Here is a 19,516-nt window from a genome sequence, read left to right as displayed (position 1 = left end):
TTGACTATTACAGGTTCATTTGCCGTTTGCTTCAGCTGACGGTTTACAAGTTGTTTCTCTCTTTTGGCTTCAGCCACATTTCTCCTAGATAGAAAACTGTAAGAAATGGGACTAAAGTCCAATGAAATAGACCCTTTACTAATCCGTCAGCTGAAGCAGACGGCAAATAAACCTGTAACAAGGCTTGTTTTATTGACTGGCTTTAACACACCCCCTGCCCCCTCTCCAGAGGGGAGCCAGTTACAACCAGTCACTAAACAGATAGTTCAATTATTTCTATACTGGAGTTTCCTAATAATGTTTCATCAAATGCACTGTCATACTATCATATTTTATATAATATACAAATAATCAATATGTTATTCCATGACAGTTACCATTTTCAACTATCATAATACTGTCATAAAACCATCATTTGGACTATATTTTAACTAAGCAACATTGTTTAGGACCTAAAAAAGGCTTTGCAAATAGGATATAATTGCACTTATATATCGCTTTCCCTTCTATATGTTTTGCGAAAATATATAGACTAATCTCACAGGAATACATACTTTTTGTTCTCAAGATGCCCTTTTCAGCCTGTTTTACACCCGGATGTAGACTGTGCCCAGACCCGGGTCTCAACATTGTCGACACCCGGGTCTCGAACAACATAAGTAACTACTTCTCTGAAAATAAGTCATATACTTCAGTAAAATAAGAAGCATATATTGGGTTTCAGGACAAGACTATGATAGTTGCATGATAGGTAAATGATAGTTGAAAACAGGAACTATCATAGAGTAACATATTGATTATATGTGTATTATACAAAATATGATAGTATGATAGTTCTTTTATCACGTCATAGTTGTGAGATATATCAAGCAGCTCAAAGTCAGGTATGGAAATTTCGAGTACGAGGGACTTAGAGGCATTATATTTATCTTCGTTTGTAAATAGCCTCTATCACTCCGTTGTATTTTACAGTATTCACTAATCTCAAATTTATCATCGTATTGGTTTCCTCAAATAATCTTATACCTCCCCCAAGAACTGTCGGTATAATTGAGATTTGAAAGGTATCTATTAAATCTTCTTTAAGCAGTTGATTTATAATATCAGCTCCTCCACAAACCCAAATATTTTTCCCTTCTTCTTGTTTAATTGTTTTAACAAGTTGACAGGGATTATCACTTGTAAATATTATATCCTCTGTATTAGTTATTTGCTTATGAGTAAAAACATAAGTTTTGGCACCCAAATAAGGCCATTTATCGGGAGATAGCTCTGTTATTATTTGGTCATAAGTGGTTTTACCCATTATTATAGTATCCACAGTGGTAAAAAAAGTCGAATATGTGTCCTGCATTTCTACAGAATCATCTTGCCCTTTTATCCAATTTACAGATTTTTGGCAATCAGCTATATACCCATCAAGACTTACTGCTATATATAATATGACATTCTTCATAATATTCTCAATTGATATTTATTGCTTTATAGTCTTTTAGAGAGACAAAGTTTTCTGTTCTATATTTCAAATCTCTGGAGATGGTTATAGCCAAATCCGTGTGTAAAGTTACAAATTAATATTAAGAATTGTCGCGATTTTGCTAAGAAACAGCCTTTTTTACAAACGATAGACCTCCCACGCTTCTCAAAGATCAGCGCACCCGGGAGGTCTTTGAGTTATAGATTTATGGCTGCAAACATATACAACAAGAAATCTTTCAGTTTGTCAGAACAAGTGGAGATACTTGAAAATAAAGGGTTACTTTTTTATGGCAAGAAAGAAGCAGAACGATTTCTCTTTGATGTATCAGATTATTATTTTTAATGTAGTTGTTTCTGCTTTTAGTCGGATTCTAACAATTTTCTTACCTTTGATGTTACATTGTTATATTATCTGTTGATTTGATAAAGGTAAGGAATGAAGATGGATGAAACGGTATATTTGTATAAAGGTGAAGTCTTTTATTTTAAGGATTCTCCCCTGAAGTTTGATGAATCTTATAGTTATTATCCTGACGGAGCATTGGTGGTCTGTCGAGGAAAAATCATAGAAGCCGGAGCTTATGAAAATATAAAAGAGCGTTATCCGGAGGCATTCGTTACTGATTATTCCGGGAAACTTCTGATGCCCGGCCTGATCGATTCACATATCCATTATCCTCAGTCGGAAATGATAGGTATGTATGGCAAACAGCTGCTCGATTGGCTGAACGAATATACGTATCCCACGGAAGAGGCTTTTGGAGATTCTGAATATGCCGGACGGGTAGCCCGTTTCTTTGTAAATGAACTTTTTCGCAACGGCACTACGACCTGTATGGCTTATGCAACGGTTCATAAAGAATCTGTTAATGCTCTCTTTTCGGTTGCTTCCGAATATAACATGCAAATGCTGACCGGTAAGGTCCTGATGAACCGTAACGCACCGCAGTCTTTGATGGATACTGAAGAAAGCGGAGAGGCTGATAGTCGGGAGCTGATCGAAGCCTGGCATAAAAAGGGACGTAATCTTTATGTGATTACTCCCCGTTTTTCTATTACTTCCACTCATGGTCAATTGATTAGTGCCGCCCGTTTGCATGAAGAATATCCCGATACTTACATTCAAACGCATTTGTCGGAAAACCGGAATGAAATAGATTCAGCCCTTGAATTGTCTCCGGAATGTTCTGACTATCTGGAAGTTTATGAACGGGCAGGATTGGTTACCGAACGTTCCGTATTCGGCCATTGCATTCATCTATCCGATTCGGAATGTCGCCGAATGGCCGAGGCTGGAGCGATAATAGCCCATTGCCCCACGTCAAACTTGTTTTTGGGAAGCGGCCTGTTCGATATGCAACAGGCAAACCGGATCAATATCCAAACGACATTGGCTACAGACGTTGGTGCCGGCACATCTTTCTCTTTATTCCGGACCATGGGAGAGTCCTATAAAGTACAACAACTGAACGGGTATCCTATGTCTGTATTCGAATCATTATATAAATGTACGCGCGGTACGGCTAAAGCCTTGAAACTGGATGATAAGATAGGCAGTTTCGACCAGGGCAGGGATGCTGATTTTATTGTAGTTGATTGTACGGCTACTCCTTCCCAGCAAATGCGGAAAGAATATCTTGAACGTAAGGGGAAATGGAATCTTGAAAATAAATTGTTCGGTATCCAGACGTTGGGGGATGACCGTAATATTGTTGCAACTTATGTGGCGGGGAATCCTGTTTACCAGTCAGATACGTGCAATCATCAGAAAACAGGTATGTAAAACGACTGTAATAATAATCCAAAGGCGTTCGGCAGTAGCCGGACGCAATTTGAAGAAACGATATTCCAGTCCTCCATGTTTACAGGTGGAGAGGCAGTCGCCGCAATAAGTACAGGTGTAGCCGATTTTTCCTTTCTCTATATTTTCTTTGTGCAACGCATCATATTTGCATGATTTCAGACAAGCCATGCAGTGTGTACAGTCTGTATTGAGTTTTACCCGGAAAGGAGAGAGGTACTTCATAAAAGACACCAGTGTTCCTATCGGACAATAACTACTGCAATGGATCATCTTTTTCTTCCGGCGTGATAGTATCAACATGATACCCAGTCCAATAATCCCGACAATCAGTCCGGCAACCGTTGCCATCCATCCGTTTGCCCCGGATAACCGTAATGCAATAGCCCCTGCTATTACCAGAAAAAATACACTGTAACGTAATTGCTTATGATAGTGAAAAACATTCTTTTCTGTCTTCCCTTTTGCGCTCCATGCATCAAATGCCCCGAAATAACAAAGCTGGCTGCACCAGGCAGGTCCCGAAAGCAGCAATGTACTCAGGAAAAGTATCGGCATAAACAATCCCTCTAACCGGTAAATCGGACCGGCCAGTATGATTGCCGGAACGGGTAAATGCAGCTTTCCGGTCATCAGAAAGACAGAATCGACAGTTACGCCTAAAAGTAACTGTCCGAAGAAAACAATAGAAAAAAGCAACCACGCCCGGACTCGCCATTTGGGGCGTTCTTTCCGATCCTGCATTTTATAACTGAGCAGTGCCCCGTAAATAATGGCGATACCAACCTGTATCCATCCTGCGGATGGCATAAGCCGTTCCGATAGCAGCAATGGTTTTTCAGGAACGACCTGCACGATCGTCAATAAAATCGCAATCAGTATCGCCGTTATAACTGAAGTACAAAGAAACTGTTTATTCATCTCCCACAAGTTCCGGAAATCCATTCTTCAAGACTTCTTTCGCTTTTTCGTAATCACTCTCAAAAACATAAATCTCGATCTGGAATCCCGGAATATTCCCGAATACCGTAGAGAGATGTTCGTTCCTGAGAAAAGATTCTATACCTTCATTTCTTAACGCGCTTTGTAACAGGCTAGCCTGAACATTATTATCCGCTGTTGATAAAAGAATCGTTTCCATACTATTGAGTTTTATGTATTACTACTTCTACAAAGATACTTTTTTTATCCCTAAAACATATTGTATGGATGAAATAATAAAGAATCAGATGATGTTATTTTTCCGTGATTCTCCGCGTGTTCTGTGTTGTCCGTGTACCATTAAAATGGCTATTTCGCAAAAAATATACATTGTTATATTATACATTGATGCATATTTTGTCTATTTGTCTTATCTATTAATTGAATTACAGATTGTGAGTTCACCTTTTCAATATTGAATACAATAATAATATGAAACTCCTGAAAGTGTTGTTACTATGCCTTTTCTCTTTTGTAACGCTGCAAATCATTGCAGAGAAGAAGGCTTCGTATGTTCAAAACCCTCAGGAGGTTAATCTTTCAGATTTTCGGGGACAAGCAATTCAGCCTGCTGTTTTTCTGATTCGTGATATCCAACCGGTCCCCGTATTATTTAATAGTCTTGACTGGTTCATTCTGTTGTTGATCCCAGTAGTATTATTAATTGTCAGTCTTTCAAGCAGACTGTACCTGCACAAACTTTTTGATCAGGAAAAAGTCTTCTTACGATATAAAATATTCCTTTGGCAGAAGCGGTATTCCTGCTTCACCCTTTGCTGCATGCTTAATTAAATCTGTTTCAGGAAAAATTTGAATCCCTGCTGTCGTCTGGCAGGGGAAACGTTTGGTGTATCCGGTGGATACATCTAGTTGCTTTATTACCTGAAATACAAACTAAAACAAATTATTATGCATGCCATATACAGGAATTTTATTTCCGCACTACGATTCAATAAAACAGCAGCCATACTGAATATTATGGGATTGGCGATTGCCTATATCGTTTTTGCAACGATTTATGCACAGGTTGATTTTGCCAATAAATTTGACCGGTTCCATCCACAAGTGGATCATATTTACAGGGTAGACTGTAAAACCCCTGCATCTGTATGGTCCGTACATTCCAGATTGCTGATCGATGCTTTTGTGTCTACTTCTCCTTATATACAGAAAAGTACGTTGATCAATCCCTTTATCGGAGAATGTTATTTTACGACCGATGTCAACGGTAACCAGACTGGTTTCAAAGAAACGGTACAAACTTGTTCTCCGGATATCACCGGGATATTTGATTTTGTTTTCCGCGAGGGGACTCCCGATTGTTTGAAGCAGCCGGAGATGTGCCTGATACCCGAAAGTCTGGCCCGCAGGATATTCGGGAGTATTTCGGTTGTCGGAAAACAATTGACGGCAGAAGGAAATATCTGGACGAAAGACAGGAAATCATTGACCGTAGGAGGTGTCTATAAAGATTTCCGGAAAATAGTCAGCTGGCAAATGCTGTTTATACGGCAGTTAGTCCCTCTTACCAGTATGAATCATGGGATGATTATACTTATGTCTGTTATATCCTTGTCACTCCGGGAGCGGATAAGAAGGAGATATGTTCCGCTTTTGCCCGTTGTTTCAATGTGGGAGATGCACCGGACTATAAAGAAGCGGAAGTCAAGCTGACGAACCTGGCGGATATCTATTATGAGCCGGTCACTTCCCAGATGAAGTTTATCAAATCAGGAAAGAAAGAAAACATGAACCGGATGCTGATGGTGGCTTTTCTGGTGGCGTTGATTGCGATGATCAATTATATCAACTATTCGGTGGCCCTTATACCTTACCGGATTAAAAGCATCAATATCCGGAAGATTGCCGGGGCATCGGTTGCCAGGCTGCGTTGTGCCCAACTGTTTGAATCCGTTGTGATTTCGCTGGTGGCTTGCCTGCCAGCCGTATTGTTGAACTTGTCTCTTGATATACCGGTTCTCTTGCGGCTGGTTTCTTTGTCTTTGGCGGTAGGATTCATTGCGGGTATCTATCCGGCCGTTAGCGCCACTTCCATTTCCATGCAGATGGCATTGAAAGGTTCTTATGGATTGTCTCCCAAAGGTTTGGCATTAAGGAAAATGCTTATAGGTATCCAATATGTAATTTCTTTTACTTTGGTTATTCTGGCATTTGTGATCTATCAGCAGAACAGATATATGGAATCCCGTTCATTCGGATATGGTAAAAACCGTATTGCAGTAGTTGTGCTGAATGGGAAAATGGTCGGGAAGATCGACCTGTTCACGAATGAATTGAAGAAATATTCCGGTATTGAAGATGTTGCTTTTTCTTCCGCAAAGGTCGGAGCAGAAGAGTTATACCGGGGCGGCGGAGCAGAAAAGAATAACGAAATGATGTATTTTCATTATTTGAATGTTTCGCCCAACTTCCTGTCAGTGATGGATATCCCGGTAATGGAAGGAAGGTGTCCCCGCCAGGAAGATCGGCAATCCAAAGAGTTATTATTCGTCTTTAACCGGAAAGCGAAAGAAGAATACGGACTGGAGGTCGGGGACAGGCTCATTACCTACTGGAAGGATAAAGGAATGGTTATCGGGATCACGGATGAATTGAAAATAAATTCTTTGCGGACCGGTGCTTACCCGTTGGCTTTCGTCATTAATGAAAAGAATGCCGGCATGCCGGTTGCCTGTATAAAGATAAGGCAAGGGGCGGATATGGAAAAGGCGACAGAGCATATACGGCAAACATTTAAAGAGATCGATCCTGCTTATCCTGTTGAAATAGAGTATTATGAAACGATTATCAGGCAACTTTACCGGGATGAAATACGTACCGGACGGATTGTTTCCGCCTCATGTCTTGCCTCTGTCCTGATCTCTTTGTCGGGTATTTTGGGATTGGTATTATTTGAAACCCAATATCGGCGTAGGGAGATTGCGATACGGAAAGTACTCGGTGCGACCGTAAAAGATGTTTTATACCGGTTTAACAGGACGTATCTGATGGTATTGATCGTGAGTTTTGTTATCTCTGTACCTGTATCCATCTATTTTGCAGGCGAATGGTTGAAGAATTTTGCATATAAAGTACCGCTAGACTGGATGGTTTATGTAGTATCGTTTTTCTCTATCCTGCTACTAACGGTTTTTGTTGTTACCCTGCAAACCTGGCGGACGGCAAACGAGAATCCAGTGAAGTCCTTGTCTGTCAATTAAGTGTGGTATTTATTTGTTTCTTGTTGGCAGAGGACGTAAAATATAGTACTTTCGTGCTGATTTTATTAAGGTATAAAAAGGATAGGATGAGCCAAAAAGCATCTATATGGAATCCCTGGCACGGCTGTCACAAATTGAGTGAAGGGTGCCGGCATTGCTATGTTTATCGTACCGACGGTAAATATGGTAAAGACAGTTCTGTCATCGCAAAGACGGAAAAGTTTGATTTGCCTTTGCAGCAGAAAAAGAATAAGACCTATAAGATTCCTTCGGGAAACCTTGTTTATACCTGCTTTACTTCCGATTTTCTGATTGAAGATGCGGATGAATGGCGTGCCGAAGCCTGGGAAATGATACGGACGCGACGGGATCTTGATTTTCTGTTTATTACCAAACGGATCGACCGGTTGCATGAATGTCTTCCGGATGACTGGGGAGATGGCTATGACCATGTAACTATTTGTTGTACCATGGAAAATCAGGACCGGATAGATTATCGCCTGCCTATCTATAAAGCAGCTCCGATAAAACATAAAATCATTATTTGCGAACCGCTTCTCGGTCCCATTGATTTCAGGGGTGAACTGGGAGATTGGGTGGAACAGGTGGTGGCCGGCGGGGAATCCGGTAAAGAGGCCCGTATATGCAATTATGACTGGGTGCTGGATATCCGCCGGCAATGTATGGAGGCAGATGTCGGTTTCTGGTTTAAGCAAACCGGTTCGTATTTGCTGAAAGAAGGTTGCGAATATAAAATTGCCCGTCAGTTTCAACACTCACAGGCAAGGAAAGCTGGGATAAATTATGAACGGAAGAAGGAAAAATAAGAATGCAATGCAGGTTTTAAAATACCTGCATTGCGTTTTTAACACTTGTGACTCCGATTAAACGGTCATATTGCGTTCCCATAGGACGGTAATAGACGTAAATGGTGTATTCGTTTTCCGCCTGGTAATAATTACCTTCTATCGGGCCGGTTTCTCCGACTGTGCTGCCGTTGGGTACGAATAGGTATTGATAATTATAGCCTCCTTGTTTCAGGAGTACTACTTTTTCGTATTGGTGGGTTTCAAAGTTATATCCCATTTTACTCTTTTCATCGAGGACATTGTGGAACAGTTCGCCGTTCAGATAGACATTTCCGTCAAGGAACGGATCGCAAGCCAAAGCGAAATGCACGATACAGTAATCCGCTTCCGTATCTGGGTCGTCACAACTGCTGCAACGGATAAAGAAACGGCCGTCCTGATCCTGATCATACTGATAGGTCTGGTCGCTGCGCTTGTGGTCGGTCATCAGTTCTACATTATAATAAGGATTGTGGTACGAAATGCTTTCTATGTGCATCCCGTTATATTTCGTACTCAAAAATTCCATGCGACGGTATTCATTTCCGGCAGAGAAGATCAGACTGCGGTTGTTTGTGTAACCAATCTGATTTTCAAGAATAGTCGTCGGTTGAAGCCCTGATACGGCATTATCGCGCCGGTTATCCTGATAGACATATATTTTCAGGTCTGTTTGCGGATAAGGTATCGGGAAGTTTTTGTTATTGACCGTGAAACTTACCTGTTGGTGAGTCTGGTTCGTATCGATATCCGTATTTCCGCTAACGGAGGCTGAAATGCCGACCATCGGTTCCACAACCGAAAAACAAGCGGTAAGGACTATCTGGTCGGGGATGTCTTCGTTGTAGATCTGCACGGCATAATTTCCCGAAACTTTGAACTGGATGTCCTCATTCGGAAGCAGCAGATTGTAGTTTGTATACTGCGTTGTGGTGTTAATGGAATTGGCGAAGTCATCTATCGTTAATCCTTGAAAACCACTCATATACTGAATGGGAGAGAGGATGGACCTCTGCCAGTTGGCATCACAATGAATGATAGAATAGGAATAGCGCACGCCTCCCTGTTCCAACGCATCGAAGTTGATCTGGATCTGTTGATCTCCGTTCAGTTCGATATAAGGCTCGGAAATAAACTCTCCGGCCACCTTCACCTGAAGGGTTTTTATCAGCTTGCTGTTAACGTCGGTAAAGTACGTTTGCTGAGCATTGGCCTGCATTGTAGCGGCACAAAACAACAAAAATAGTAAACAATACACTCTCATTTTCATATATCTTTCTTTGACGGTACAAAATTATGGAATTATTTCTCTAATTATTTCTTTAATCCTGCTTTAAAGCATAAAATTTTATGTACATTTTGCGGGAAAATTACATATAAACAATTTTAGTTGTATCATGGCAAATGTGATTAAGATTAAAAAGGGTTTAGACATTAATCTGAAGGGTAAAGCTTCGGAAGTACTGCTAAACGCCGGGAAAAGTGATAGCTATGCTATCGTTCCCGACTATTATAACGGTATTACCCCCAAAGTTGTTGCCAAAGTAGGAGAAAAAGTCAAAGCCGGTTCTGTATTGATGATCGATAAGAACCGCCCGGAGATCAAGTTTGTTTCGCCCGTGAGTGGCGAAGTAACTGCCGTAAACCGAGGAGAGAAGCGTAAAGTGCTTAGCATCGTTGTTAAGCCGGATACGCAGATCGAATATGAAGATTTCGGCAAGAAAAATGTGTCTTCACTGAAGAGTGAAGAGGTAAAAGAAGCCCTGCTCAATGGTGGTATGTGGCCTTTTATCAAACAGCGTCCGTACGATATCGTAGCTACGCCGTCAGATGAACCGCGCGACATTTTTGTGTCGGCTTTCTATTCTGCACCGTTGGCTCCGAATTTCGATTTCATTCTGAAAGGACAGGAAGCTGATTTCCAGACTGGGTTGGATGCATTGGCAAAACTTACCAAAGGTAAAGTGTATGTCGGTGTCAGAAATGGTTCTTCCGTGAATGTGAAAGGTGTTGAAACAGTTGAGTTTGAAGGTCCGCATCCTGCTGGAAACGTAGGTGTGCAGATCAATCATATCAAGCCTATCAACAAGTCGGAAGTTGTTTGGGTGGTAAACCCGGCAGATGTGATCGTTATTGGTCGCCTGTTCAATAAAGGCGTGGCTGATTTTAGCCGTTTAGTCGTATTAACCGGTTCTGAAACAACAGAAAGAGGTTATATCAAGACTATTTCCGGTTGTACGATCAACAGTCTTGTTTCAGGAAAGATCCTGGAAGGCAAGGAAGACCTCCGTATAATCAGCGGTAACGTGCTGACCGGTACTAAAGTTCGTAAGGACGATTATCTGGGTGCTTATGATAACCAGATCACTGTGATTCCGGAAGGAGATAAAACTTACGACTTCTTTGGTTGGGCAACTCCCGGGTTTGGAAAATACAGTGTAAGTCACTCTTTCTTTACATGGCTGGCTCCTAAAAGCAAAGAGTATGTAATTGATGCCCGTATCAAGGGTGGCAAACGTGCCATGATCATGTCGAATGAATATGAAAAAGTGTTCCCGATGAGCATTTATCCTGAATACCTGTTGAAAGCTATTATCGCTTTCGATATTGATAAAATGGAAAATCTGGGTATTTATGAAGTTGCTCCGGAAGATTTTGCACTTTGCGAATTTGTTGACACTTCCAAGATCGAGATCCAGAAGATCGTACGTCAGGGATTGGATCTGTTATACAAGGAAATGAATTAATAACATAAAAAATTAGAATACATTGAAAGCGTTAAGGAATTACCTCGACAAGATTAAGCCTAACTTTGAGGAAGGCGGAAAGCTGGCGATGTTCCGTTCTGTATTCGAAGGTGTTGAAACATTCTTATTTGTTCCGAGCACCACTTCGAAATCAGGCGTGCATATTCACGACTATATCGATTCTAAGCGTACTATGACTGTGGTTATTATCGCTTTGTTGCCTGCTTTGCTTTTTGGTATGTACAACGTCGGCTATCAACACAATTTGGCTGTTGGTACTGATCCGGGATTTTTGATGACCTTCATCTTCGGTTTCCTGGCCGTACTGCCTAAGATTATTGTTTCGTATGTAGTTGGTCTGGGTATCGAGTTTGCTGTTGCCCAGGTGAAAAAAGAAGAAATTCAGGAAGGTTTCCTGGTTTCCGGTATATTGATTCCGATGATTGTTCCCATCGATACTCCGCTGTGGATGATTGCTGTGGCTACGGCTTTTGCAGTTGTTTTTGCCAAGGAAGTATTTGGTGGTACAGGTTACAACGTGTTTAACGTTGCATTGGTTACCCGTGCATTCCTGTTCTTTGCATATCCGGCTGCCATGTCTGGCGACCAGGTATTCGTTCGCACTGCCGATACATTCGGTATGGGTGCCGGACAGGTAGTTGACGGTTTCTCTGGTGCAACACCGCTGGGACAGGTTGCTATCGCCGGTAAAGAAATGATCGGTTCGTTCCAGGCAGTTGACGTATTAGGTCAGCCGATTTCAACCTGGGATATGTTCCTGGGATTGATTCCGGGTTCTATCGGTGAAACTTCCGTACTGGCTATCCTGATCGGTGCTGTGATATTGCTGTACACCGGCATTGCCAGCTGGAAGACAATGGTTTCCGTATTTGTGGGTGGTGCGTTTATGGCTGCCATTTTCAATATGATCGGAACAACGGTTGCTATGTGTGTATCTCCTCTGGATCATTTGTTCTTAGGTGGTTTTGCCTTCGGTGCCGTGTTTATGGCTACAGACCCTGTAACATCTGCCCGTACTGAAACTGGTAAATATATCTATGGTTTCCTTGTAGGTGCTATGGCTATCATTATCCGTGCGTTGAACCCGGGTTATCCTGAAGGTATGATGCTTGCTATCCTGTTGATGAACGTATTTGCTCCGCTGATTGACTATTATGTAGTTGAAGCAAACATTAACAGAAGAATCAATCGTGTAAAACTGAATAAATAAGAAGGAGTATGGCAACTAAAAAATATAAATGTAAAGTTTGCGGTTATATCCACGAAGGAGACAAAGCTCCGGATGTATGCCCTTTATGTGCAGCCCCTTCTTCAGATTTTGAAGAGATCAAACCAGAAAAGAAAGGTGGTATGAACAGAGATAGTAATGCATATACTATAATATATGCATCTGTAATGGTTCTTCTGGTAGCGGTTGTGTTGGCTTTCACTTCACAGTCACTGAGAAGTTTCCAGAAAGAAAATGAAGATAATGATAAGAGACAGCAGATCTTGCGTTCTATCAATGTTTCGGTTCCGGCTAACGAGGCTAAAGTGAAATATGGAGAATTGATTAAGGAAGCTTTCCTTGTTAATGAAAACGGAGAGAAAGTTGAAGGGGATGCTTTTACTGCAACAGCCGATCAACACCCAGTATATGTGGCAAATGTTAATGGTGAAACAAAATATATCATGGCTTTGTCCGGAGCGGGTCTTTGGGGTCCGTTATGGGGGTATATTTCCGTAGATTCGGATAAGAATACTGTTTTTGGTGCAGACTTCAGCCATCAGGGGGAAACTCCAGGTTTGGGTGCTGAAATCGCAAAACCTGCATTTAGTAACGAGTTTAAAGGTAAGAAGCTGTTTATGGACGGATCTTTCAAATCCATAGCTGTAGTTAAGCCGGGTAAAAGCGTTGCCGGACAGGATTATGTGGACGGTATTTCAGGTGGTACGATCACAAGTCAGGGGGTTGACCATATGTTATTTAATAGCCTGAGTGGTTATGTTAAGTTTTTAACCTCGCAAAATCAGTAAAAGATGGGATTAATGTCAAGTAAAAATAAAGAAGTACTGTTAGGCCCGTTGAGCAAAAACAACCCTGTTATCGTTCAGATGTTGGGTATTTGTTCTGCACTGGCTGTAACATCTAAACTTGAGCCGTCTATTGTTATGGGTATTTCCGTGACGGCTGTTGTGGCTTTTGCCAACGTGATTATTTCGTTACTGCGTAATACAATTCCTAACCGTATCCGTATTATCGTACAGTTGGTTGTTGTTGCTGCGCTGGTAACTATCGTAAGTGAAGTATTGAAAGCATTTGCCTATGACGTAAATAAGCAGCTTTCTGTGTTCGTTGGTCTGATCATTACCAACTGTATCCTGATGGGACGTCTGGAAGCATTCGCCCTGGGTAACGGTCCGTGGGAATCTTTCCTGGACGGTATCGGTAATGGTCTTGGATATGGTTTGATTCTGGTGATCGTAGGTTTCTTCCGCGAATTGCTGGGTTCAGGTACGCTACTTGGATTCCAGGTGATTCCGCAGGCTTTCTACGACTTCGGCTATGTAACAACGGTTTGATGATCCTGCCTCCGATGGCTTTGATCGTAATCGCCGTGATTATATGGGTTCACCGTTCAAAGAACAAAGAACTTCAAGAAAATTAATGCAAACTATTAAACGAATAATAGAATGGAAGAATATTTAAGCACGTTTGTCCGCTCGATCTTCGTAGACAACATGATTTTCGCATACTATCTGGGTATGTGTTCTTTCCTGGCTGTTTCCAAGAACGTAAAGACTGCTTTAGGATTGGGTATGGCTGTAACGTTCATCCTGGTATGTACGTTACCGATCAACTATATGCTCGAAAATTATATTTTGAAAGAAGGCGCCATGAGTTGGTTGGGCGCTGAATATGCAGGTGTGAACCTGAGTTTCCTTTCGCTGATCATTTTCATTGCCATCATCGCTTCATTTACGCAGTTGGTTGAAATGGTAGTAGAAAAGTTTGCTCCGGCCCTGTATGCTTCTCTGGGTATCTTCTTGCCGCTGATCGCTGTGAACTGTGCGATTTTGGGTGGATCTCTGTTTATGCAGCAGAAAGCATTCTCTAATGTAGGGGTTGCTACTGTATACGGTTTGGGTTCTGGTATCGGTTGGATGCTGGCTATCGTTGGTATGGCTGCAATCCGCGAAAAATTAGCTTATTCAGATATTCCAAAGCCTTTGAAAGGTCTGGGTATCACCTTTATCATTACCGGTCTGATGGGTATGGCATTTATGTGCTTCTCCGGACTTAAGATCTAAGTATTAACGCATTAAACAAAAATAAAGATGATTATATTAATGTCGGGCGGACTTACCATTGCAGTGGGAGCGGTTGTATTCCTGGTGATTACACTGATCCTTGTAGGTGCGCTTTTATTTGCGAAAGCAAAATTAATACCATCGGGCAATGTGAGGATGGTTGTTAACGGAGAGAAGGAATACGACGTTCCTATCGGGGGAACCGTATTGAATACACTTCAGAGCGAAGGTATTTTCCTGTCATCTGCTTGTGGTGGTAGCGGTAGCTGCGGACAGTGTCGTTGCCAGGTGCCGGAAGGTGGCGGAAACATTCTTCCTACGGAAGTTGGTTTCTTTTCCCGTAAGCAGATCAAGGATCATTGGAGACTGGGATGTCAGACGAAGATAAAAGAAGATATCAAAATCAAAGTTCCTGATGAAGTATTCGGTGTAAAAGAATGGGAATGCGAAGTAATCAGCAACAAGAACGTGGCTACTTTTATCAAAGAGTTTATCGTGGCATTGCCTAAGGGTGAACACATGGATTTCGTTCCGGGTTCTTATGCACAGATCAAGATTCCTGCATATACTATGGATTATGACAAGGATATCGATAAAGACTTGATCGGTGAAGGTTACCTGCCGGCATGGAAGAACTTCGGTTTGTTCGGCTTGAAGTGCCAGAACACCGAACCGACTATCCGTGCTTACTCAATGGCTAACTATCCTGCTGAAGGCGACCGTATTATGTTGACTGTACGTATCGCTACTCCTCCTTTCAAACCGAGAGAACAGGGTCCTGGATTCCAGGATGTAATGCCGGGTATCGCTTCTTCTTATATCTTTACCCTGAAACCGGGTGACAAGGTAACAATGAGCGGTCCTTACGGTGATTTCCATCCGATCTTCGACTCTAAGAGGGAAATGATGTGGGTCGGTGGTGGTGCCGGTATGGCTCCGTTGCGTGCTCAGATTATGCACATGACTAAGACACTGAAGACTACAGATCGTAAGATGTCTTATTTCTATGGTGCACGTGCTTTGAACGAAGTGTTCTATCTGGAGGACTTCCTGGAAATAGAAAAGGAATTCCCGAATTTCACATTCCACTTGGCGCTTGACCGTCCTGATCCAGCTGCTGATGCAGCCGGAGTAAAATATACAGCCGGTTTTGTTCATCAGGTAATTTACGATACTTATCTGAAGGATCACGAAGCTCCGGAAGATATCGAATACTACATGTGTGGTCCGGGCCCGATGTCGAAAGCTGTAGAAAATATGCTTGACAATCTGGGTGTACCTCGTGAAATGTTACATTTCGATGACTTCGGTGCATAATTGAAAGGTCGATTATAGATCTAAATAATGGAAAGGGAGGAAAATTAAAGTTTTCTTCCCTTTTTTCTTTTCTGTTCTATTTATTAAAAAGCTATATAAAATACATATACCCAATTTATTATATAGTTCTGAAACCTGAATTTCAACAAATTTTCTATAGAAAAACGAATAAAATGTACTTTCCTATGTAATATCATGCAGCATTTTTCGTTCTTATTACATCTTAGCTAATAGAGACATAAAAATTGAGCAAGATTATGAAGCCGTTGATTTTATCTTTTTTTGCAGTCATACTGGGTTATTCTCTTCTTTTCAATGAGAAAGAAGAAATCAGCCAGCCGATCCATGGGATTGATAATTCAGTGTATATCCATAAAGCGGATACGCCGAGAATCGATTCTATCGCTATCTATCATAACAGAACCGCTTCTGTTTTATAAAAAATACTCCTAATAGCAATATTTATTCTGTAAATGTTTGTTTATTAAATAAATATTGCTATGTTTGTTCCGTATAATTGTTAACATACGGAAATGCTATACCAGTTTATTACTATATATACTTCTGAATTTTGGATGACAATGCTCCTGGGAGTGTTGGCTTTTTTGTGTTTACCTGTTGTCACAGGTGAAATAAGCAAGTTTTTTCAAACTGATAATGCGACCCGATTAATTCCGGTTGCTTCTGATTCTGTTTTTGCGGGGGAACAGGAAGGAACAACTGAATATAAGGTCTGCATGATGCCTCATATATTTCAAACTAAATTTTTGATAAGGAATTACAGTCACTGGTTGGGCTGACGAACCCTTGTCCGGCAACCATACGTTGAAGGATAAGGGGAGATGCTTTGTGTAAAAAATGTAATACTTGTTTATCTGTCTGTTTTCAGGTAAATAAGAATAAAGCTATTGTCTCTTCTTATCTGTTTTTCTCATTCCAGCTCTTTATATTCAGGGATACCTTCCAGAAAAGAATAAGTGAGATTTTCGTAGTCTATTTTACAGCAGAAATGGCTGATGCCGTTGCTGACTGCGAGGTAACGTACATGCAGCACCATGTTGTAACGTACTATCTGGTCGAATACAGCACTCGTTATCTCAATGGAGGGGGCTTTGTACTCTACGATCATTAAAGGGGCTAAAAAGCGGTTGTATGCGACTGAATCGCATCGTTTGGATGTTCCGTTTAATTTTAATGGAACTTCATTTGCCAATAGTTCTTTGGGATATCCTTTATGCGTAATCAAGTAATTTACAAAGTGTTGGCGGACCCATTCTTCAGGAGTCAGTGCAACATATTTGCGGCGTACGGGATCGAATATAGTGTGTTTCCCGTCTTTTTCCTTTACTTTCGCAGCGAATGTTGGTAAGTTTAATGACAGCATTTATTATATTTGTCGTTTATATTATACACAATAATTATACCCTCAAAGGTAATGATTTATGAAAACAAAACAAGAAATCGTTGAAAATTGGCTACCTCGTTATACGGAACGTAAGCTGGAAGATTTTGATAAGTATATACTACTCACGAACTTTACCAAATACGTAGAACTATTTGCCGAGAATTTTAATGTTCCTATACTTGGACTGAAAAGCTCGATGCCGAATGCTTCGGCCGAAGGTATTACTATCATTAATTTTGGGATGGGAAGTGCGAATGCTGCAACGATCATGGATCTTTTATCGGCTGTTACCCCCAAGGCTGTGCTGTTTCTGGGAAAATGCGGAGGATTGAAAACGGCTAATAATCTGGGAGACTATGTTCTTCCAATTGCAGCGATCCGCGGAGAAGGAACTTCCAATGAATATCTGCCGCCGGAGGTGCCGTCGCTTCCCGCTTTTTCCATGTTACGTGCCATCTCTTCTGCCGTCCGCGACCAGGGAAAAGATTACTGGACCGGGACGATTTATACAACCAATCGGCGTGTCTGGGAATATGATACGGCATTCAAAGATTATCTGAAGCGGACACATGCGACCGGCATAGATATGGAGACCGCCACATTACTCACTGCCGGCTTTGCAAACAAGATTCCGACCGGTGCTTTACTGATGATCTCGGATAAGCCGATGGAGGAAGACGGTGTAAAAACAGAAGCCAGCGACCGTATCGTTACCCGTAGCTTTGCTCCGGAACATGTGAAATTGGGTATTGAAGCACTCCATCAGATCATAGATGAGAAGAAAACGGTACGCCACATCCGTTTTAGTTGGTAATAATTAAGTCTTTATTATGGCAAAAAAAGAAAATACGTTTGAAGAAATATGCCGGGATATCGTGGCCAAGAAGTTCCAGCCCGTTTATATATTAATGGGTGAAGAGCCTTTCTTTATGGACCGGATTACAGACCTGCTTATTGAAAATGTGCTTGCTGAATCCGAGCGCGACTTTAATCAGATGATTATGTATGGGGCGGATACGGATGCGGCTATGATTATAAATGCAGCTCGCCGGTTTCCGATGATGTCGGAATATCAATTGGTGGTTGTGCGGGAAGCCCAGTTGGTCCGTGATATAGAATTGCTGACCAACTATGTGAAAAATCCGCTTAAGTCGACTGTGCTGGTTGTTAACTATAAGTATAAGAATCTGGACAGGCGGAAAACATTGGCCGCTGCAACCGAAAAGAACGGGATTCTATTCGAATCGAAAAAGATTCCGGATTATAAAATGCCGGGGTTTATCGTCTCATTTATGCAGCAACGTTCCATAGGAATCGATCAGAAGGCCGCTCAAATGCTCTCAGACTTCCTTGGAAACGATTTAAGCCGTCTAAGTAAGGAATTGGACAAGCTGGCGTTGATTTTGCCTGAAAAGGCTCCAAAACGCGTCACTCCGGAACTGATAGAACAGAATATAGGAATCAGTAAAGAATACAATAACTTTGAGTTAATAAAAGCACTTGCTGTAAAGGATGTTTTAAAAGCAAACCGGATTGCCCAGTACTTTGAAAAGAACCCCAAGAGTAATCCTATACAGATGACTCTTCCTGTAATTTTTAATTATTTTTCCAACCTGTTGATTTGTTATTATACGAAAGACAGATCGGAAACCGGATTGATGACAGCCTTAGGATTAAGAGGAACTTTTCAGGTAAAAGATTATATGACCGGATTGAGAAATTATCCGGCTATGAAAGTTTTTAATCTGATAAGTGATATCCGGACTACCGATGCCAGATCGAAAGGGGTAGATAATTCTTCCGCATCTGATGCTGATCTACTCAAGGAATTATTATATAAAATTCTTCATTAGCATAAAATGTACTTAACAATAGAAAAACTGCATGTGTCGCTGAAAATTTGAATTAGTGCACATGCAGTTTTTGTTTTTTATCGTTATTTCTCTGGAATGCTCGGATTTACGAACCTTCAAAATGACCTTCTTTATTTTGTTTTTCAATAACTTAGTTTACATTTTACCCCTCTGAGAATTCAATATTTCTTTCTTCCCGTATAATTGTTCACAAATATCACGAAAAAATCAAGTTTTAGAGTGAAGGATACAAAAGTATCCGCTTTCTTCCTGAATTATTCACATAGGATAGGACAAATTGTCAGAAACATTTTTCAATAGTGTATTGCCTGTTTACAGCAATAACAGATATATGTACTGTAACATTTGTGTCGGATCAGATGTGTTTACGTAAATAAAACAAGCGCGTTACTTATGTATCTATAGTGGCATAAATACAAATGTAACCAATATACATTACTAATATAAATCAATAAAAATAGGTTTAAATACTGTCATTGCAAATATGTATGATAAAATATCAAAACCCAGCCTGTTATCTAATTAAATTAA

17 protein-coding genes and 1 pseudogene are annotated in these 19,516 nt (G+C 41.0%); 13 read left to right on the top strand and 5 right to left on the bottom strand.

Translation table 11 applies throughout. The annotated features are described in order from the left end of the window. Nucleotides 1–925 precede the first annotated feature (925 nt). Nucleotides 926–1,456, bottom strand: a complete 531-nt coding sequence (locus DXA15_RS21570; protein ID WP_128135394.1) for a dihydrofolate reductase family protein — start codon at nucleotides 1,454–1,456, stop codon at nucleotides 926–928. 465 nt (nucleotides 1,457–1,921) lie between these two features. On the opposite strand from DXA15_RS21570, the gene guaD reads away from it, so the two are divergent. Continuing rightward, nucleotides 1,922–3,262: a guanine deaminase gene (guaD, locus tag DXA15_RS21565; protein WP_128135396.1), complete on the top strand. Its 1,341-nt coding sequence runs from the start codon at nucleotides 1,922–1,924 to the stop codon at nucleotides 3,260–3,262. Here the strand turns inward: guaD and DXA15_RS21560 are convergent. Together DXA15_RS21560 and DXA15_RS21555 are read right to left on the bottom strand one after the other, a co-directional pair. Further along, nucleotides 3,227–4,225: a 4Fe-4S binding protein gene (locus tag DXA15_RS21560; protein ID WP_128135393.1), complete on the bottom strand. Its 999-nt coding sequence runs from the start codon at nucleotides 4,223–4,225 to the stop codon at nucleotides 3,227–3,229. The genes guaD and DXA15_RS21560 overlap by 36 nt on opposite strands. Further along, nucleotides 4,194–4,421, bottom strand: a complete 228-nt coding sequence (locus tag DXA15_RS21555) for a DUF2007 domain-containing protein (protein WP_128135392.1) — start codon at nucleotides 4,419–4,421, stop codon at nucleotides 4,194–4,196. The genes DXA15_RS21560 and DXA15_RS21555 overlap by 32 nt, the downstream gene beginning before the upstream one ends. Nucleotides 4,422–5,170: 749 nt before the next feature. Between DXA15_RS21555 and DXA15_RS27175 the strand changes: the two genes are divergently transcribed. The 3 genes from DXA15_RS27175 to DXA15_RS21535 all read left to right on the top strand — a co-directional run bounded on the left by DXA15_RS27175 (nucleotide 5,171) and on the right by DXA15_RS21535 (nucleotide 8,309). Then, nucleotides 5,171–5,935: an ABC transporter permease gene (locus DXA15_RS27175; RefSeq protein WP_233567515.1), complete on the top strand. Its 765-nt coding sequence runs from the start codon at nucleotides 5,171–5,173 to the stop codon at nucleotides 5,933–5,935. Then, nucleotides 5,893–7,482 carry an FtsX-like permease family protein gene (locus DXA15_RS21540; RefSeq protein ID WP_233567514.1) on the top strand — a complete coding sequence of 530 codons (1,590 nt, stop codon included), beginning with the start codon at nucleotides 5,893–5,895 and terminating at the stop codon, nucleotides 7,480–7,482. Before DXA15_RS27175 ends, DXA15_RS21540 begins: the two co-directional genes overlap by 43 nt. An 86-nt stretch (nucleotides 7,483–7,568) precedes the next feature. After that, nucleotides 7,569–8,309, top strand: a complete 741-nt coding sequence (locus DXA15_RS21535; protein ID WP_128135390.1) for a DUF5131 family protein — start codon at nucleotides 7,569–7,571, stop codon at nucleotides 8,307–8,309. A gap of 16 nt (nucleotides 8,310–8,325) precedes the next feature. Here the strand turns inward: DXA15_RS21535 and DXA15_RS21530 are convergent, their stop codons facing one another. Continuing rightward, the gene (locus tag DXA15_RS21530; RefSeq protein ID WP_128135395.1) at nucleotides 8,326–9,594 is read right to left on the bottom strand and encodes a DUF5103 domain-containing protein; all 1,269 of its coding nucleotides are present in this window, start codon (nucleotides 9,592–9,594) and stop codon (nucleotides 8,326–8,328) included. Nucleotides 9,595–9,727: 133 nt separating this feature from the next. On the opposite strand from DXA15_RS21530, the gene DXA15_RS21525 reads away from it, so the two are divergent. The 7 genes and pseudogenes from DXA15_RS21525 to DXA15_RS21495 all read left to right on the top strand — a co-directional run bounded on the left by DXA15_RS21525 (nucleotide 9,728) and on the right by DXA15_RS21495 (nucleotide 16,146). Then, a complete protein-coding gene (locus DXA15_RS21525) occupies nucleotides 9,728–11,077 on the top strand; it encodes a Na(+)-translocating NADH-quinone reductase subunit A (protein WP_128135389.1) in 1,350 nt (449 codons plus the stop codon). Between the two features lie 22 nt (nucleotides 11,078–11,099). Further along, the gene (locus DXA15_RS21520) at nucleotides 11,100–12,308 is read left to right on the top strand and encodes an NADH:ubiquinone reductase (Na(+)-transporting) subunit B (RefSeq protein WP_128135388.1); all 1,209 of its coding nucleotides are present in this window, start codon (nucleotides 11,100–11,102) and stop codon (nucleotides 12,306–12,308) included. A gap of 8 nt (nucleotides 12,309–12,316) precedes the next feature. After that, nucleotides 12,317–13,114 carry an NADH:ubiquinone reductase (Na(+)-transporting) subunit C gene (gene nqrC / locus DXA15_RS21515; protein ID WP_128135387.1) on the top strand — a complete coding sequence of 266 codons (798 nt, stop codon included), beginning with the start codon at nucleotides 12,317–12,319 and terminating at the stop codon, nucleotides 13,112–13,114. A gap of 3 nt (nucleotides 13,115–13,117) precedes the next feature. Next, nucleotides 13,118–13,746: pseudogene (locus tag DXA15_RS21510) on the top strand (NADH:ubiquinone reductase (Na(+)-transporting) subunit D). 25 nt (nucleotides 13,747–13,771) lie between these two features. Next, nucleotides 13,772–14,389: an NADH:ubiquinone reductase (Na(+)-transporting) subunit E gene (gene nqrE / locus DXA15_RS21505; RefSeq protein WP_028729401.1), complete on the top strand. Its 618-nt coding sequence runs from the start codon at nucleotides 13,772–13,774 to the stop codon at nucleotides 14,387–14,389. A gap of 39 nt (nucleotides 14,390–14,428) precedes the next feature. Further along, on the top strand, nucleotides 14,429–15,706 hold the full coding sequence (gene nqrF, locus DXA15_RS21500) for an NADH:ubiquinone reductase (Na(+)-transporting) subunit F (protein ID WP_044214430.1): 1,278 nt from the start codon (nucleotides 14,429–14,431) through the stop codon (nucleotides 15,704–15,706). 257 nt (nucleotides 15,707–15,963) lie between these two features. Further along, nucleotides 15,964–16,146: a hypothetical protein gene (locus tag DXA15_RS21495; RefSeq protein WP_007656839.1), complete on the top strand. Its 183-nt coding sequence runs from the start codon at nucleotides 15,964–15,966 to the stop codon at nucleotides 16,144–16,146. A 491-nt stretch (nucleotides 16,147–16,637) separates the two neighbouring features. On the opposite strand, the gene DXA15_RS21485 is transcribed toward DXA15_RS21495, so the two are convergent. Further along, complete coding sequence (locus DXA15_RS21485) at nucleotides 16,638–17,090, bottom strand: type I restriction enzyme HsdR N-terminal domain-containing protein (RefSeq protein WP_048315716.1); 453 nt, start codon at nucleotides 17,088–17,090, stop codon at nucleotides 16,638–16,640. A 58-nt stretch (nucleotides 17,091–17,148) separates the two neighbouring features. Here DXA15_RS21485 and DXA15_RS21480 point away from each other — a divergent pair, with 58 nt between their 5' ends. Beyond that, a complete protein-coding gene (locus tag DXA15_RS21480; RefSeq protein WP_007656836.1) occupies nucleotides 17,149–17,925 on the top strand; it encodes an AMP nucleosidase in 777 nt (258 codons plus the stop codon). 16 nt (nucleotides 17,926–17,941) lie between these two features. Further along, nucleotides 17,942–18,964, top strand: coding sequence for a DNA polymerase III subunit delta (gene holA, locus DXA15_RS21475; protein ID WP_128135385.1), 1,023 nt, complete (start codon nucleotides 17,942–17,944; stop codon nucleotides 18,962–18,964). Nucleotides 18,965–19,516 lie beyond the last annotated feature (552 nt).

It is taken from the genome of Parabacteroides sp. AM58-2XD (assembly GCF_003463685.1).
In the GTDB taxonomy this organism is placed as follows: domain Bacteria; phylum Bacteroidota; class Bacteroidia; order Bacteroidales; family Tannerellaceae; genus Parabacteroides; species Parabacteroides segnis.
Note: the sequence above shows the minus strand (reverse complement) of the source record. Positions and strands in the feature narration are given on the sequence as shown.